14 protein-coding genes are annotated in these 14,490 nt (G+C 63.9%); 4 read left to right on the top strand and 10 right to left on the bottom strand.

Going from position 1 to position 14,490, the window contains the following annotated elements; genetic code table 11:
- Positions 1–58 precede the first annotated feature (58 nt).
- Entirely contained in the window at positions 59–1,681 is a 1,623-nt protein-coding gene (locus NE850_RS13685; protein ID WP_310698856.1) for a methyl-accepting chemotaxis protein, read from the bottom strand.
- 269 nt (positions 1,682–1,950) lie between these two features.
- On the opposite strand from NE850_RS13685, the gene NE850_RS13680 reads away from it, so the two are divergent.
- The 3 genes from NE850_RS13680 to NE850_RS13670 all read left to right on the top strand — a co-directional run bounded on the left by NE850_RS13680 (position 1,951) and on the right by NE850_RS13670 (position 4,220).
- Positions 1,951–2,385 carry a PaaI family thioesterase gene (locus NE850_RS13680; RefSeq protein ID WP_007178722.1) on the top strand — a complete coding sequence of 145 codons (435 nt, stop codon included), beginning with the start codon at positions 1,951–1,953 and terminating at the stop codon, positions 2,383–2,385.
- Positions 2,386–2,502: 117 nt separating this feature from the next.
- A complete protein-coding gene (locus NE850_RS13675) occupies positions 2,503–2,805 on the top strand; it encodes a helix-turn-helix transcriptional regulator (RefSeq protein ID WP_007178721.1) in 303 nt (100 codons plus the stop codon).
- Between the two features lie 62 nt (positions 2,806–2,867).
- Complete coding sequence (locus tag NE850_RS13670; protein ID WP_310698855.1) at positions 2,868–4,220, top strand: aminotransferase class V-fold PLP-dependent enzyme; 1,353 nt, start codon at positions 2,868–2,870, stop codon at positions 4,218–4,220.
- A gap of 84 nt (positions 4,221–4,304) precedes the next feature.
- Here the strand turns inward: NE850_RS13670 and NE850_RS13665 are convergent, their stop codons facing one another.
- The 9 genes from NE850_RS13665 to NE850_RS13625 all read right to left on the bottom strand — a co-directional run bounded on the left by NE850_RS13665 (position 4,305) and on the right by NE850_RS13625 (position 13,340).
- Positions 4,305–5,153, bottom strand: coding sequence for an ureidoglycolate lyase (locus NE850_RS13665; RefSeq protein WP_310698854.1), 849 nt, complete (start codon positions 5,151–5,153; stop codon positions 4,305–4,307).
- A 56-nt stretch (positions 5,154–5,209) separates the two neighbouring features.
- Entirely contained in the window at positions 5,210–5,953 is a 744-nt protein-coding gene (locus tag NE850_RS13660) for an SDR family oxidoreductase (protein ID WP_007178718.1), read from the bottom strand.
- 45 nt (positions 5,954–5,998) lie between these two features.
- Positions 5,999–6,829 (bottom strand): amidohydrolase, encoded by an 831-nt coding sequence (locus tag NE850_RS13655; protein WP_007178717.1) that lies wholly within the window; start codon positions 6,827–6,829, stop codon positions 5,999–6,001.
- 7 nt (positions 6,830–6,836) lie between these two features.
- Positions 6,837–7,877, bottom strand: a complete 1,041-nt coding sequence (locus tag NE850_RS13650; protein WP_007178716.1) for an aldo/keto reductase — start codon at positions 7,875–7,877, stop codon at positions 6,837–6,839.
- A 126-nt stretch (positions 7,878–8,003) separates the two neighbouring features.
- Positions 8,004–9,323 (bottom strand): UxaA family hydrolase, encoded by a 1,320-nt coding sequence (locus NE850_RS13645; RefSeq protein WP_310698853.1) that lies wholly within the window; start codon positions 9,321–9,323, stop codon positions 8,004–8,006.
- Positions 9,324–9,364: 41 nt separating this feature from the next.
- On the bottom strand, positions 9,365–9,709 hold the full coding sequence (locus NE850_RS13640) for a UxaA family hydrolase (RefSeq protein WP_310698852.1): 345 nt from the start codon (positions 9,707–9,709) through the stop codon (positions 9,365–9,367).
- Between the two features lie 25 nt (positions 9,710–9,734).
- Positions 9,735–10,784 carry an ABC transporter permease gene (locus NE850_RS13635; protein WP_007178713.1) on the bottom strand — a complete coding sequence of 350 codons (1,050 nt, stop codon included), beginning with the start codon at positions 10,782–10,784 and terminating at the stop codon, positions 9,735–9,737.
- Positions 10,774–12,294: a sugar ABC transporter ATP-binding protein gene (locus NE850_RS13630; protein ID WP_007178712.1), complete on the bottom strand. Its 1,521-nt coding sequence runs from the start codon at positions 12,292–12,294 to the stop codon at positions 10,774–10,776. The genes NE850_RS13635 and NE850_RS13630 overlap by 11 nt, the downstream gene beginning before the upstream one ends.
- Positions 12,291–13,340: a sugar ABC transporter substrate-binding protein gene (locus tag NE850_RS13625; protein WP_007178711.1), complete on the bottom strand. Its 1,050-nt coding sequence runs from the start codon at positions 13,338–13,340 to the stop codon at positions 12,291–12,293. Before NE850_RS13625 ends, NE850_RS13630 begins: the two co-directional genes overlap by 4 nt.
- A gap of 265 nt (positions 13,341–13,605) precedes the next feature.
- Between NE850_RS13625 and NE850_RS13620 the strand changes: the two genes are divergently transcribed.
- A complete protein-coding gene (locus NE850_RS13620) occupies positions 13,606–14,394 on the top strand; it encodes an IclR family transcriptional regulator (RefSeq protein ID WP_035516882.1) in 789 nt (262 codons plus the stop codon).
- The last annotated feature ends 96 nt before the right edge of the window (positions 14,395–14,490 follow it).

The raw sequence follows: 14,490 nt of genomic DNA, 5'->3' as shown, positions 1-14,490 counted from the left end.
GCCCGCTTTGGCGGGCCATTTTCTTTTCCCAGACGGCCCTTCCTGAGCGTGCACGAGCTTAAATTGCGCGCATGCCCGACAACGCGAAATCGAGCGGTCGGCCCCGTGCTTCGTCGATTTGTTGCGTGCGCAACACAGATTCAGAAATTTCGAACACGGAAACAGCCTGCTTCAACTGCTGCGTCTGCTGATGCAGCGAAGCCGCCGCCGCCGCTGCCTGTTCAACGAGCGCCGCGTTCTGCTGCGTCATCTCATCCATCTGCACCACCGCCTGGTTGACCTGCTCGATACCCGTGCTCTGTTCGAGCGACGATGCGCTGATTTCCGCCATCATCTGCGTGACGCGCGAAATTGATGTCGACACGTTGCTCATCGCTTCTCCGGCATGCTCGACCAGCGTCGAACCGCCCCGGATCTCGGCCACCGATTCGCTGATCAACGTTTTGATTTCCTTCGCCGATTGCGCGCTGCGCTGCGCGAGGCCCCGCACTTCGCCCGCCACCACGGCGAAACCGCGCCCCTGCTCGCCCGCGCGCGCCGCTTCGACGGCCGCGTTCAACGCGAGAATATTGGTCTGGAACGCGATACCGTCGATCACCGAAATGATCTCGGCGATTTTGTCCGAACTCTGCGCGATGCCGCGCATCTTCTCCACCACCTGGTTGACCACCTCGCTGCCGCGCGAGGTCGCTTCGAGCGCGGTCCCGGCGAGTGCGTTGGCCTCACGGGCGTGATCGGCGTTCTGGCGCACGGTGGCGGTCAGCTCCTCCATGCTCGACGCGGTTTCTTCGAGCGACGCCGCCTGGTTTTCCGTGCGCGCCGACAGATCGGCGTTGCCGGTCGCGATTTCGTCGGCGCCGAGGTGGATCGAGTCCGCGGATTCGCGCACGGTTTGCACGGTACGCGCCACGCTCGCCTGCATTTTGGCGAGGCCCGAGAACAGGCGGCCGATTTCATTGGTGCCGTGCGCGGCGATCGGCTGGTCCAACCGGCCTTGCGCGATACGGTCGAAGTGACGGCCCGCTTCTTCCAGCGGCGCCACCACGCCCCGGCGCAACGCCGTGTGCACGGCGAACGTGCCGGCCACCAGCGCCGCGAGAATCACGATGCTGACCGCGCGAAACGTCGCCATGCGCGTATCGATCGAATCGAGCGATGCCTGGCTCGCGGCGGTGCCGAACTGCACGAAGTTATGCGACTCGCCGAGGTACGCGTCCTGGAACGACTGGGTCGGCTGATCGAGGAAAGCCTGAATATTGTTCGAGTCGAGAAACTGCACCAGTTCCGCGAGCGCATCGTGCAGCTTCTTGTAGCGCTCGGCAAGCGCGGCGGCGCGGGCGCCGTTTTCGTCGCCGGTCTTGGGCGCGCTCATGAAGGCAGCGAACGACTGGTCAGCGGCCGTCAACTGTTCGCGGGCGTGCTGCACGATGTCGGTCGGCTCCGAGCCGCCGCGCACCATGCGCGTCCCGGCCCGCGAGAGGTTGATGCGCGCGTCCATCAGACGCTGGGTCGTTTCGTTGACCGCGTTCACCTGCTTCAAGGCGATGTTCGACAGATCGTTCACGTCGTTATGAGTGTGCGTGAGCGACCAGAACCCCAAACCGATCGTGACAAGCTGGAAAACACAGAACGCGGCCAGAACACACAGCAGGCCGGATGCGACCTTGATCTTGCTGAACATCGTGAATACCTGAAGACAAAGAATAACGGGAGCTACGTCAGGGTTAACGGCATAGGCGAGCCGCCCTTGAGGCCAATTCCATCAAAGATCGTCTTACATCCCCTTTTCATCGGCCAACTTCACTACTGCAATCGTTTCGCACAACAATGCAGGGCGCAGATTGCCGATTCACCTTGACGCGGTGCGTGCGCGCTTCCTAGAGTGGGTAGGGACTGCACAACGCAGGCCAGTGCAGATTGCCACCGCGGGCCACGCCCGAAGGAATCACAATGACCGACCTCCTCGACCGGGCGCGCGGCGCACTGCATGCCCAGCCGTTCAGCATGCTGTTGGGCGCAGAGTTGATGCACACGGGCACCAATGAACTCACGCTGAGCCTGCCGATCCGCGACGAGTTGCGGCAACAGCACGGCTTCGTGCATGGCGGCGTGATCGGCTATCTCGTCGACAATGCGCTGACGTTCGCCGGCGCGCTGCTGCTGGGGCCGAAGGTCGTGACCGGGGAATACAAGATCAATTATCTGCGCCCGGCCGTCAACGGCATGCTGATCGCGCGCGCAAAGGTGGTCTATGCGGGTCAGCATCAAGCAACCTGCCAATGCAACGTGTTTGTCATGGAAGGCAATCGCGAAAAGCTGATTGCCGTCGCGCAAGGCACCGTCAACCGGATCAGCGAGAGCGGCGAGCACGAACACGGGAACTGACGCCTTCGCCTCTTTCCGAAGCACTTCGCGCCATCGTGCAGCCGCTTGTCCACGTTTCATCATTTAGCTAATATACGAAACGTTATCGACTCATGGCTCCGTTGGACGCGCCGCTTCATGAAAGACGACCTCACCCGCATCAACGCGCTTGCGAACGCCAGCCGGCTCGCCGTCATGCGCTGGCTGAAGGAGCCGACGCTGCATTTCCCCTATCAGGATCACGCCGATATCGAAACGGTCGGCGTGTGCTGCACGTTCATCACGGAGAAGCTCGGCATCGCGCCTGCCACGACCACGCGTCACATGCGCATCCTCGCCGACGCGGGACTCGTGCGCGCGCAGCGGATGGGCAAATTCACCTATTACAAGCGGATCGACGCCGAATTGCAGAAGCTCGGCCGCGACCTCGCCAATCTCTAGGCGCAGGGTCTTCACGAGATCACGCCGCCACCTTTCGATACTTGATTGATTCAGGGAGCCCTATGGACGAACTCGCACTTGCCGCCGACGCTGACCGGCGCGCGCACGCTTACCTTGCCGGCATCGGTAAGCGCCGGGTGTTTCCGGACGCGGCCGCGCTCGCGCAACTCGCCGCCTTCGACGAGGCCTTCCCGCAACACGGCCACGCGCCCGCCGACGTGCTGCGCCTGCTCGACGAAAGCGGAACGCCTGCCACGGTCGCCTCGAACGATCCGCGCTATTACGGCTTCGTGATCGGCGCGGTGCTGCCGGCCGCCGCCGCGGCCGAGCGTCTGATGGGCGCGTGGGATCAGTGCGCGTCGACCTTCGACAACTCGCCGGTCGCGGCCACGCTCGAGAAAATCGCCGCGCGCTGGGTACTCGACGCGCTCGATCTGCCGCGCCAAGCGGCGATCGGCTTCGGCACCAGCGCAACGGCGTGCACGCTCGTTTGCATTGCGGCCGCGCGGCGCGCGCTGCTCGCACGCAAGGGCTGGGATTTCGACAACGACGGTCTGGACGGTGCGCCATCGGTGCGGGTCGTGATCTCGGAGATGGCCCATATCACGGTGAAGAAAGCGCTGCGTGTGCTCGGCTTCGGCATGAAGCGCGTGATCAGCGCGCCCGTGGATGAGCATGGCCGTATCGATCCCGCGCAGTTGCCGCCGCTCGACGACATGACGATCTTCTGCGTGCAAGCCGGCGAAGTGAACACCGGCGAATTCGATCCGTTCGCGGATCTGATTCCTCGCGCCAAAGCCGCCGGTGCGTGGGTTCATGTGGATGGCGCGTTCGGCCTGTGGGCGCGCGCGTCGTCGCAACGGGCGCTGACCGAGGGCATCGACGGTGCCGACAGCTGGACCACCGACGGCCACAAATGGCTCAATACGCCCTATGACGGCGCGATGGCGATCTGTCGCGACGCCCAGGCGCTCTCGACGGCGATGAACAGCGACGCGGTCTATCTGAGCGGCGCGCATGACGCGCAGAAGAATCTGAACCTCGAATTCTCGCGCCGTGCGCGCGGCATTCCGATCTGGGCGGCGCTGCGTTCGCTCGGGCGCAGCGGCGTGCAGGAGATGGTCGACCGGCATTGCGCGCAGGCGTCGCGGATTGCCGAAGGTCTGCGCGCCGCGGGCTTCGAGGTGGTGAACCGCGTCGTGCTGAACCAGGTACTGGTGCGGGCGAACACCGACGCGCAGACGGTCGCGATTCGCGAAGCCGCGCAGGCGTCGGGCGAAACGTGGTTCGGCCAGACTGTCTGGCAAGGCCGGCCGGCGTTTCGGATCAGCGTGTCGTCGTGGCGCACTGAGGACAAGCACGTCGATCAATTGGTGGCGTTGCTTGCGCGACTGCTCGCGGAACAGCGCGGCTGATCTGCAGCGCGCACAAAAAAGGCGGTTCCTGCCTGTAGATGCAGAAATCGCCTTTCTTCATGCAGCAAAGCTCGCGAGCGAAATTTACTCCGCCGCGTAAGTCTTCTGCGTTTGCTCGCCCAGACCTTCGATCCCCAGACGGATCGTCTGGCCCGGCTTCAGGAACACCGGATTCGGTTTCACGCCCATGCCGACGCCCGGCGGCGTGCCGGTCGAAATCACGTCGCCCGGTTGCAGGCTCATGCACTGCGACACGTACGAGACCAGTTTCGCGACGCCGAACACCATCGTCTTCGTGCTGCCGTTCTGATAGCGATGGCCGTCCACTTCGAGCCACAGGCTCAGATTCTGCGGATCGGCGACTTCGTCGCGCGTGACCACCCACGGACCGATCGGGCCGAACGTGTCAAAGCCCTTGCCCTTGTCCCACGTGCCGCCCTTTTCGATCTGCCATTCGCGTTCCGACACGTCGTTGATCACGCAGTAACCGGCGACGTAATCGAGCGCGTTGGTTTCGTCGATATATTTCGCAGGCTTACCGATCACCACGCCAAGTTCGACTTCCCAATCCGTTTTCTTCGAGCCACGCGGAATTTCCACGTCGTCGTTCGGGCCGCTGATCGCGCTCGTCCACTTGTTGAAGATGACCGGCTCGGCCGGCACCGCGAGATTCGATTCCGCCGCGTGATCCGCGTAATTCAAGCCGATGCAGATGAACTTGCCGATCTTGCCGACACACGGGCCGATGCGCGGATTGCCTTCGACCAGCGGCAGCGAGGCCGGATCGAGCGCGCGCAGTTTGGCGAGACCTTCGTCGGTCAGCGCGGCGCCGTCGATATCGGCGACCACTTTCGACAGATCACGAATCTTGCCTTGTGCGTCGAGCAAGCCCGGCTTTTCCTGGCCTTTCGGCCCATAACGAAGCAGTTTCATCCTGACACTTCCTTTCAGTGGTATTCGGTTCGTAGTTCGGCGCGCATGAACCTGCGTCAGTTCGACCAGCCGCCGTCGATCACATGCGCGTGGCCCGTGGTGAACGACGATTCGTCGGACGCGAGATACAGCGCCAATGCGGCGATCTCTTCCGGCTTGCCGATACGGCCCATCGGCTGACGGGCGACAAAAGCCGCCTGCACGGCGTCCAGCGTCGCGCCCTGTGCCTGAGCCTGGTCGACGATCCGCTGTTCGAGCGACGGCGAAGCCACCGTGCCCGGGCAGATCGCGTTACAGCGTACACCACGCGTGATGAAGTCGGCAGCAACGGATTTGGTCAGCCCGATCACCGCGGCCTTGGAGGCGCTGTACGCGAAGCGGTTCGGCACGCCCTTCACGCTAGACGCCGCCGACGACATATTGATGATCGAACCGCCGCCGTTGTCCAGCATGGCGGGCAGAAACGCGCGGATCGTGCGGTACATCGCCTTCGCGTTCAGGTCGAACGCGAAGTCCCAATCCTCTTCGCTGCATTCGAGAATGTTGCCCGCATGCACGAAACCCGCGCAGTTGAACAGCACGTCGATCGCGCCCAGTTCGGCGGCCAGCGCCTTGATCGCCGCGTTGTCACGCACATCGAGCTTGCGGGCGTCGACCGGCTTGCCGGCAAGTTCGTCGATGCGGATGTCAGTGGCGATCACACGCGCGCCTTCGCGTGCGAAGAGTTCGGCGGTGGCGAGTCCGATGCCTTGTCCTGCCGCCGTGATCAGGGCCGTCTTGCCGGCCAATCTTTGTGTCATCTACGACTCCAGTTGAATGGGCTGTTGCTTGTCTCTTTTCGCAATTCACAGTCGATAAAACGCGGCGGCGTTGCCGCCGAACACCGCTTCGCGCTCGCCGTCGCTCAAGGAGATGAGCAAGGTGTTCGCCACCGAATGCCAGAGCAGATAGTCTCCGTTCAGATCGAGCACCGGCCAGTCGCTGCCCCACATCAAACGCGCCGGGCCGAATGACTTCAGCAGATGGTCAGCATACGGCTGCAGCGTTGCCTCGGTCCAGCCGGGCGAAGCCTCGGTGGCGAGGCCCGACAGCTTGCAATGCACGTGCGGCAGTTGCGCGAGACGTGTGATCGCGTCGGCCCAGCTTTGATAGCCCGCGCGTCCGTAGCGGATGGGCGGCTTCGCGCCATGATCGACCACGATGCGCAGCGCCGGAAACCGCGTTGCGAAGATTTCGAAGGGCTCGGCGTGGCGCGCGTAAATCAACGCGTCGAACGCGAGGTCGTGCGCGATCAGCGCTTCGATCGCCGGCGCGAGATCGGGGTTCGCGATCCATGTATCGTCCGGCAAATCCTGCAGCATCGGCCGCACGCCCTTGAACTTCGGCTCATGCGCCAGTGCTTCGATTACCGCCGGTGCCGTGGGCAGCAGCAACGGTACCCAGCCGACCACGCCCGCGATCGACGGCTCATGCCGCGCAATGTCCAGCAAATAACGTGTTTCGTCGATGGTCGACGCGGCCTGCACCACCACCGTCCGTTCGATGCCCGCGCGCTCGCGCAACGGTTTGAGATCCGCCGGGCCAAACGCACGGTACAGGATCTTCAACTCCGGCGTGAGCCACTCGTAATCGCCACGATCAGGATCCCAGTAGTGCTGGTGGGCATCGATATGCATCGTCAACTCAATCCTCCGGCACGGGCGCGCGGCTGTCGAGCAAGCCTTCGTCACGCAACGCGGACCACAAGCCCGCAGGGATCGGCTGCCCGAACGACGCGGCGTTCTCGCGCAATTCGTCGGCACTGCGCGCGCCGGTCAACACGGTAGCGACCGCCGGATGCGCGTACGGAAACTGCAAGGCGGCGGCCGCCAGCGGCACACCGTGCGCACGGCACACCGCTTCGAGCCGCGCGACGCGCTCGATCACTTCGCGCGGCGCCTCGCCGTAATTGAACTTCAGATCACCTTCGACGCCGCGCGCCAGAATGCCCGAGTTGAACGCGCCGCCTAACAGGATGCTGACGCCGCGCTTTTCACAGGCCGGCAACAGGTCGTTGAGCGTACTCTGTTCGAGGAGCGTATAACGGCCCGCGAGCAACGCGCAATCGATATCGAACTCGGCCATCGCGTCGAGAATGACCGCGCCCTCGTTGACCCCGAGTCCGACGGCCTTGATCGCGCCCGCCGAGCGCAACCCGTCCAGCGCGCGAAAACCGCCGCCTTCGGTGAGTTGCCGCCAGTAGTGCGGATGGTTGTCGCCGTGCGTAATGCGGCCGATATCGTGCACCAGCAGAATGTCGATATCGACAATGCCGAGCCGCTGCTGGCTGTCTTCGAACGAGCGCAGAATGCCGTCGTGCGTGTAGTCGTAGATTGCTTCGAAAGGCAGCGGGTTTTGCCAGCCTTCCCTGTCGTCGAAAGGCGTGGTGCGCGGCACGAACCGGCGTCCCACTTTGGTGGACAACACATAGTCGCCGCGCGGATAACGCCGCAAAACGTCGCCCAGCCTATGCTCGGCCTTCGTGTTGCCGTAGTGCGGCGCGGTGTCGAAATAGCGCACGCCTGCGTCCCACGCGGCGGCGATGGTGGCGTGAGCCTCCTCGTCGGACAGATCGCGGTAGAGGCCGCCGAGAGGCGCCGTACCGAGTGCCAGTCCTGTCACCTGCAACGCCGTGCGGCCGATGCGGCGCCGTTGCCCGATCTTCGATGCGATCGTTGCCGTCATTGAGCGCGTCTCCTTACGCCAATCCCATTCATCTTTTACCATGCACGAGCGGGACTTGTCCGCAGCGTATATCAGCCGCTTGCTGCCACGCCCGCGAACAAGCCACCGGGTGCCCCCCGGTACGACTCACTGCGGCTCGATCGCGACCACCCGGTGCTGCGGCGCGGCACTCGACGGCAAGCAAGCCGGCCCCACTGGCTCGAAAGTCTTGTAGGTCAGAATGAATTCCTGGTGACCCAGCGTTTCCGACTTCGAGGCCGCGCCACGCGACACCGCCACCGTTTGCTCGAACACTTCGCGGCCCACTTCGTCGAGCGTGCCGCGGCCTTCGAGAATACGGCCTGCATCGACATCCATATCGCCGGCGAGATTGCGATACGTCGCCGGATTCGCGCACACCTTGATGACCGGCGAGATCGCCGAGCCCACCACCGAGCCGCGTCCGGTCGTGAACAGAATCACATGCGCACCGCACGCGATCAGTTCGCCGATCTCCGCGTTGTCGCTGATGTTCGGAAAGCCGAAGCGCGGTTCGCCGTCCGGCACCACGTCGAGCAGATACAGGCCGCCGGTCGGCGGAATGTCGCCGGGTTTGACGATGCCGACAATCGGCGACGCCCCGCTCTTGGCATACGCGCCCAGCGATTTTTCTTCCTGCGTGGTGAGACCGCCGTCCGCGTTGCCGACCGCAAAACTGCCGTGGCCGAGAATCGAGTAATAGCGAGCCGCCTTCGCGACGCAAGCCACGATCTCCTCGCCGAGTTCGGGCCGCGCCGCGCGCGTTTTCATATGGAATTCGCAGCCCACCAACTCGCCGGTTTCTTCGAAAATACACGTCGCGCCCGCGTCGATCAGATGATCGAACGCGCGGCCCACGGCCGGGTTCGCGGTGATGCCGCTCGTGCCGTCCGAGCCGCCGCAAATCGTACCGATGACCAGTTCGCTCAGCGCCATCGGCACTTTTTCTTGTACGGCGAGTTGCCCGCGCGCCTCGCGAATCCAGTCCACGCCGTATTGAATCGTGCTGCGCGTACCGCCCTTTTCCTGGATGGTCAGCACTTCGACGGGACGGCCACTCGCGCGCACCACGTCCACCAGATAGTGCTTGTTCATGCTCTCGCAACCGAGCGACACGAACAGCACCGCGCCCACATTGGGATGCGTGGTGAGCCGCTCGAGCATTTTCTCGGCGTAGCTGTTCGGATAGCAGCCGGGGAAACCGATCAGATGCACGGGCGGTTCGCGCTCGGCGGAAGGATCGTCGAACGCATCCAGCGGTTCGCGAAACTGCGTGACGATCTCGCGCGCGACGTGATGCGCGCACTCGACCAGGTACGCCACCGCGACCACATTGCGGATGCCCTTGCGGCCGTCGCGGCGCAGGTAACCTTGCAGCGTGGGCTGCTGCGATGCGGCGGATGGAGATGCTACGGAAGTGTCAGTCATGATCGTTCCAGCGCGGCGCGAAGGCCACGATTGTGCTCACATCAGTGATGGACGAACTCGTGGCCCGCGTCGTGCGTGTACGTCGGCAGGTAATCGCTTTCGAGATTGTGCGTATGCAGATGCGCACCGCGCGCCACCGCCTCCGTCACGTGACCGATCACCGCGCCATAGCGCAGCACCTTGTCGTCTTTCGCGAGTTCACGGCGCGCCACCTTGTGTCCGAGTTCGATGGTTTTGGCCAGCGTCACGCGCTCGCCTTCGATCTCGACCTGCGTGCCGCCGTCCAGGCGCGCCGCCGCGATCAGGCAATTGTCGGCGGGGCTGAGGAGGATCAGGCGTGAGTCCGTTTGGTCCGTTTGGTCCGTTTGCAATGGGCGGCTGGTCAAGTAAGTTCTCCGGAATGCGTGCGCATCAGTTCTGGCCTTCGCCGCTTGCGAGGCGCGCCACCATCAGCGAGCCGAGAATGATCGCGCCGTAGATCGCCTGGATCCAGAAAGACGGCACCTGGGCAAGCGTCAGCAGGTTTTGCACCACGCCGAGCAGCAGCACGCCGGTGAGCGCACCGAACATGGTGCCCTTGCCGCCGTCGAGCGAAATGCCGCCGATCACCGCGGCCGCGAACACCGTGAAAATCATCCCGTTGCCCTGGTTCGCGTTGATCGCGCCGACATAGCCGGTGACGATCAAACCGCCCAGCGAGGCGAGCATGCTGCCGAGCACGAACACGCCCCACGTGATGCGCTCCACACGAATGCCCGCAGCGCGTGCTGCTTCCGGGTTGCCGCCGATCGCGTACAGCGCGCGACCCAGCCGGTGATAGCGCAACACGAAGGCCGCGATCGCGAACGCCACCGCGGCGAGCCACACGGACAACGGCAAGCCCAACACGATGGTGGTCGCGAGCGTGAAAAACGACGGCGGCATATCGAACAGCGTGCCGCCCTTGGTCGCGCCGACCAGCATGCCGCGCAGCACGATCAGCATGGCCAGCGTGACGATGAACGCGTTCAGCCGCAAACGCACCACGAGAAAGCCGTTGATAAAACCGATCACCGCGCCCACCGCCACGATGGCGAGCAAGCCGGCCGCCGCCGGCCATTGCATGCCGAAGCCCGCGGACGCCGCCGGCATCACCAGCATCGCGCCCACGGCAGGCGCAATGCCGACCGTCGATTCGAGCGACAGGTCGAACTTGCCGGTCAACACGATCAGCGATTCGGCGAGCACGACCAGCGCCAGCGCCGCCGAAGCACCCAGCACGCTGATGAGATTCGCTTTGGTCAGAAAACTGGGACTGACAAACGCGCCGATCACGATCAGCAACGCGAGCGCGGGCAGCAACGCCAGTTCGCGCAAACGCGCAAGTTCGGAGCGAGCGCGTTTGCCGCGCGTAGCCTGCGCGAGCGGCTGGGCCTGAGCTTGCGCGGTGCCGAAGGCGGGACTGGGCACACTATTCTTCATGGAGACTGACTCCTTCAACGGATGCGATCAGGTCGTGGTCCTGCCAACCCGCGGAAAATTCGGCCGCGACACGGCCACGGAACATGACCAGCACGCGGTCACAGGTGCGCAGATCGTCGAGTTCGCCGGACACGACCAGCACGGCCTTGCCGTCTTCGCGCACACGGTCCACGACGGAGAGCAGCGCTTCTTTCGATTTCACGTCGACGCCCGCCGTGGGGTCGATCAGCACGAGCACATTGGGATTAGTGGCGAGCGCGCGCGCCATCACCACCTTTTGCTGATTGCCGCCCGACAGACCGGACACCACATGCTCCGGACCCTGCGCGACGATGCCGAGCGCGTCGATCATCTTCTGGCCGAAGGCGTTCTTCTTCGCGGGCGGCGCGATGCCGAATTTGCCGAGCAAACGCGCGATCGTCATCGAAGCGTTTTCCGCAACCGATTGCGTGAGCACGAGGCCTTCGTGGTGGCGATCCTTCGGCACGCAACCGATGCCGTGCGCGAGTGCCGCGGGCACATCGCCGGGCGGCAAGGTTTTGCCGTCCACGCGGATCGTGCCGCGTTTGGCGGCACGCAGGCCGGCAATCGCTTCGGCCACGCTCGTGCGGCCGCTGCTCGTCGCGCCGGTCAAGCCGACCACTTCGCCGCGCTTGACGGTGAACGACACGCCTTCGTAATCGGAACCCGCGAGGCCTTCGACTTGCAACGCGGTCGCCGTGTCGGCGGGCAACGCGTCGCGCGCCGCCGCATCGGCGACGGCGAGACCGCCGCGCTCGCCGGTCATCGCTTCGATCAACTGCTCGCGCGGCAGCGCGGAAACCGGCGCGCTGACGATATGCCGCGCGTCGCGCAGCACCGTCACGGCCTGGCAAATCTCGTAGACTTCCTGAAGATGGTGCGAGATGAACAGGAAGGTCACGCCTTCGCGCTGCAACTCGCTGATGCGCCGGAACAGGCGCTTGATTTCGTCGCCGTCTAGCTGCGCAGTCGGTTCGTCGAGAATGATGAAGCGCGCGCCATACGACAGCGCGCGCGCAATTTCCACCAGTTGCCGTGCCTCTACCGTCAGATCGCCGGCGCGAGCATCTTCGCGCACGTCGATCTTCCAGTGATCGAGTAACGTGCGCGCGTCGCGCCGCATGGCCTGCCAATCGATCATGCCGCCGCGCAACGGCTGCCGGTTGATAAACAGATTCTCCGCCACGCTCAGGTCGCGGATGATCGTTGAATGCTGATAGACGCACGCCACACGTTCGCGCCACGCGTCGCGATCCGCGATCGACGGCGCGGCCACGCCGCTGAAACGCACCTCGCCGGTGTCGGGCTTGCGCAGGCCGGTGAGGATCGACACCAGCGTCGATTTACCCGCGCCGTTGCGCCCGACGAGCGCATGCGACTCGCCGGGCATCACGCGGATGCTCACGTCTTTCAGCGCAGCCGTCGAGCCGAAGCGTTTGGTGATCTCGAACGCTTCGACAACGGGCGCGGAGGGCGTGAGTTCGCTCATTTGACCGTGTTACCCCACAAAGCCTTGTCGTCGACGTTCGACTTCGTCACGAGCGGTGCGGGCAACTGGTCTTCCAGAACGCCCGGCGCCAACTGGATGATGTTGCTGCCGTGATCGGTCGGGCCCGGCTTGAAAGTCTGCCCTGCCAACGCCGCCTTGATATAGAACAGCCCATATTTCGCGTACGAATCGGCGGGCTGCGACACGGTCGCGTCGATATCGCCACGGCGGATTGCGTCGAACTCCTGAGGAATGCCGTCGTTGCTGACGATCACCACGTGCTTCGGGTCGCCGGCCGGAAAGAGCATCTGCTTGCGGCGCAAGGTTTGCAGCGTCGGCGACAGATAGACGCCGCCAGCCTGCATGTAGATGCCTTTCACGTCGGGATTCGCGGTCAGCAGGCTGTCGAGCGCGGTCGCCGCGACGTCGCCTTTCCAGGCCGCAGGGATCTCCAGCACCGACACGCCAGGATAGCCTTTCATGCATGAGCGGAACGCTTCGGACCGGTCGCGTCCGTTGACCGAGGCGAGGTCGCCCATGATCTGCACGACCTTGCCCGACTTCACGTGATCGCCAATGTACTTGCAGGCCTTCTCGCCATACGCGCGATTGTCGGCGCGCACCACCATCGCGACCTTGCCTTGCGTCGGCGCGACGTCCACGGCGACCACGGGCACGTTCTTCGCCGCGGCGGCGTCGAGCGCCCGGCTGATCGCCGCCGAATCCAGCGGGCCGACCACGATGCCCTTCGCACCTAGGTTCAGCAGGTTGTTCATGTCCGTGATCTGCTGCGCGGGATCGCCGTTCGAATTGACCGGCGCAAGAATGTCGAGGCCCATGTCCTTCGCGTATTTGGGCAGATAGTTGTTGTACGACTGCCAGAACGGCGACGTCAGCAGCGGCAGATCGAGGCCGATCTTGCCTGTTTCGGCGGCTTGCGCGGCGCCTGTCACGCCGAGGCCGGCGAAACACACGGCGGCCGCCGCGGCGGATAGCGAACTGCGGAACAAACGGCGAGCCGCGTGCGGCTCTTTCGCGAACGACATGGTTGTCTCCTGATATGCGTTGTTGAACTTGCGTGAACCGGCACGTGGGATGCCGGCACTTCGTCCTGCGCTTGTTATCTAGTATTGGCGTGCGTTCATTCACCAATGAACGTATTATTCATATACGGACTTTTCGAAGTCAAGCAATGTGCACTGCACCAACCGTCCGTGTTTTCCCTGGACCGGTGACATCTCGCATGAGATTCGTCACGCACGTACACTCACGCGCCAGATAATGAGAACAGCACACAAAACCTCGCTCACGATGGACGCAGAAGACAAAGACGACGCCGACCGTTATCGCGCCCCGGCGCTGGACAAAGGCCTCGACATCCTCGAACTGCTCGCCGAGCAGAAGGAAGGGCTGACGCGCGCCGAAATCACCAAGCTGCTGGGACGCAACGCCAGCGAGATGTATCGCATGCTCGAACGGCTGGTCGCGCGTCAGTACGTGGTGCGCTCGGCGGCGGGCGACCGCTATTCGCTCAGTCTCAAGCTGTACGCGCTCGCCCATCGTCATCCGCCGATGAACCGGCTGATCTCCGAAGCGCTGCCGCTCATGCAGCGCTTTGCCGATGCTGCCGAACAATCGTGTCACCTCGTGGTGTACGACCGCGGCAATCTGCTGGTGATCGCGCAGGTGGATGGGCCGGGTACGTGGGGCATGTCGGTGCGGCTCGGTTCGCGCGTCGGGCTGATCGATACGGGTTCGGGCCGCGTGATGCTGGCGTTTCAAAGCATCGAGCAGCGTGAACAGATGCTGGCCGAACACACCAAGGTGAAGGGCGAGGTCACGATCGATCGTGACGCGCTCGAACAGGCCTGCGAGCGGATTCGCGCGGCGGGTTTTTCGCAGAAGGACAGCCAGCAGACGTTCGGCGTGACCGACGTGACGTTTCCGATCCAGGGTCCGTCCGGCCAGGCGATTGCCGCGCTCACCTGTCCGTATCTGCGGCGTATCGACGAATACGTCGCGCCGACGCTGGAAGCCGCCACCGCGCTGCTGCGCGAGACGGTAGAGGCGCTGTCGATGTTTCATGAGGACGCCGCGTAGCGTGACGAACCGTCGCGTGTGTTCACCAGGGTTAGCAACTACTATGCGAGGCTGCTGGGATTCCCCCACGCAACTGCGAGTTCACTCGCACATGAA

The organism is Paraburkholderia sp. USG1 (assembly GCF_031570135.1).
Lineage (GTDB): Bacteria > Pseudomonadota > Gammaproteobacteria > Burkholderiales > Burkholderiaceae > Paraburkholderia > Paraburkholderia dioscoreae.
This window is presented reverse-complemented; position numbering and strand designations above follow the sequence as displayed.

What these genes read in the sequence shown, in the direction of transcription:
- NE850_RS13645 (WP_310698853.1), bottom strand. Translation starts at nt 9,323, where the DNA reads ATGACTGACACTTCCGTAGCATCTCCATCCGCCGCATCGCAGCAGCCC.
- NE850_RS13650 (WP_007178716.1), bottom strand. Translation starts at nt 7,877, where the DNA reads ATGACGGCAACGATCGCATCGAAGATCGGGCAACGGCGCCGCATCGGC.
- NE850_RS13625 (WP_007178711.1), bottom strand. Translation starts at nt 13,340, where the DNA reads ATGTCGTTCGCGAAAGAGCCGCACGCGGCTCGCCGTTTGTTCCGCAGT.
- NE850_RS13670 (WP_310698855.1), top strand. Translation starts at nt 2,868, where the DNA reads ATGGACGAACTCGCACTTGCCGCCGACGCTGACCGGCGCGCGCACGCT.
- NE850_RS13680 (WP_007178722.1), top strand. Translation starts at nt 1,951, where the DNA reads ATGACCGACCTCCTCGACCGGGCGCGCGGCGCACTGCATGCCCAGCCG.
- NE850_RS13630 (WP_007178712.1), bottom strand. Translation starts at nt 12,294, where the DNA reads ATGAGCGAACTCACGCCCTCCGCGCCCGTTGTCGAAGCGTTCGAGATC.
- NE850_RS13635 (WP_007178713.1), bottom strand. Translation starts at nt 10,784, where the DNA reads ATGAAGAATAGTGTGCCCAGTCCCGCCTTCGGCACCGCGCAAGCTCAG.
- NE850_RS13665 (WP_310698854.1), bottom strand. Translation starts at nt 5,153, where the DNA reads ATGAAACTGCTTCGTTATGGGCCGAAAGGCCAGGAAAAGCCGGGCTTG.
- NE850_RS13675 (WP_007178721.1), top strand. Translation starts at nt 2,503, where the DNA reads ATGAAAGACGACCTCACCCGCATCAACGCGCTTGCGAACGCCAGCCGG.
- NE850_RS13685 (WP_310698856.1), bottom strand. Translation starts at nt 1,681, where the DNA reads ATGTTCAGCAAGATCAAGGTCGCATCCGGCCTGCTGTGTGTTCTGGCC.
- NE850_RS13655 (WP_007178717.1), bottom strand. Translation starts at nt 6,829, where the DNA reads ATGCATATCGATGCCCACCAGCACTACTGGGATCCTGATCGTGGCGAT.
- NE850_RS13660 (WP_007178718.1), bottom strand. Translation starts at nt 5,953, where the DNA reads ATGACACAAAGATTGGCCGGCAAGACGGCCCTGATCACGGCGGCAGGA.
- NE850_RS13620 (WP_035516882.1), top strand. Translation starts at nt 13,606, where the DNA reads ATGGACGCAGAAGACAAAGACGACGCCGACCGTTATCGCGCCCCGGCG.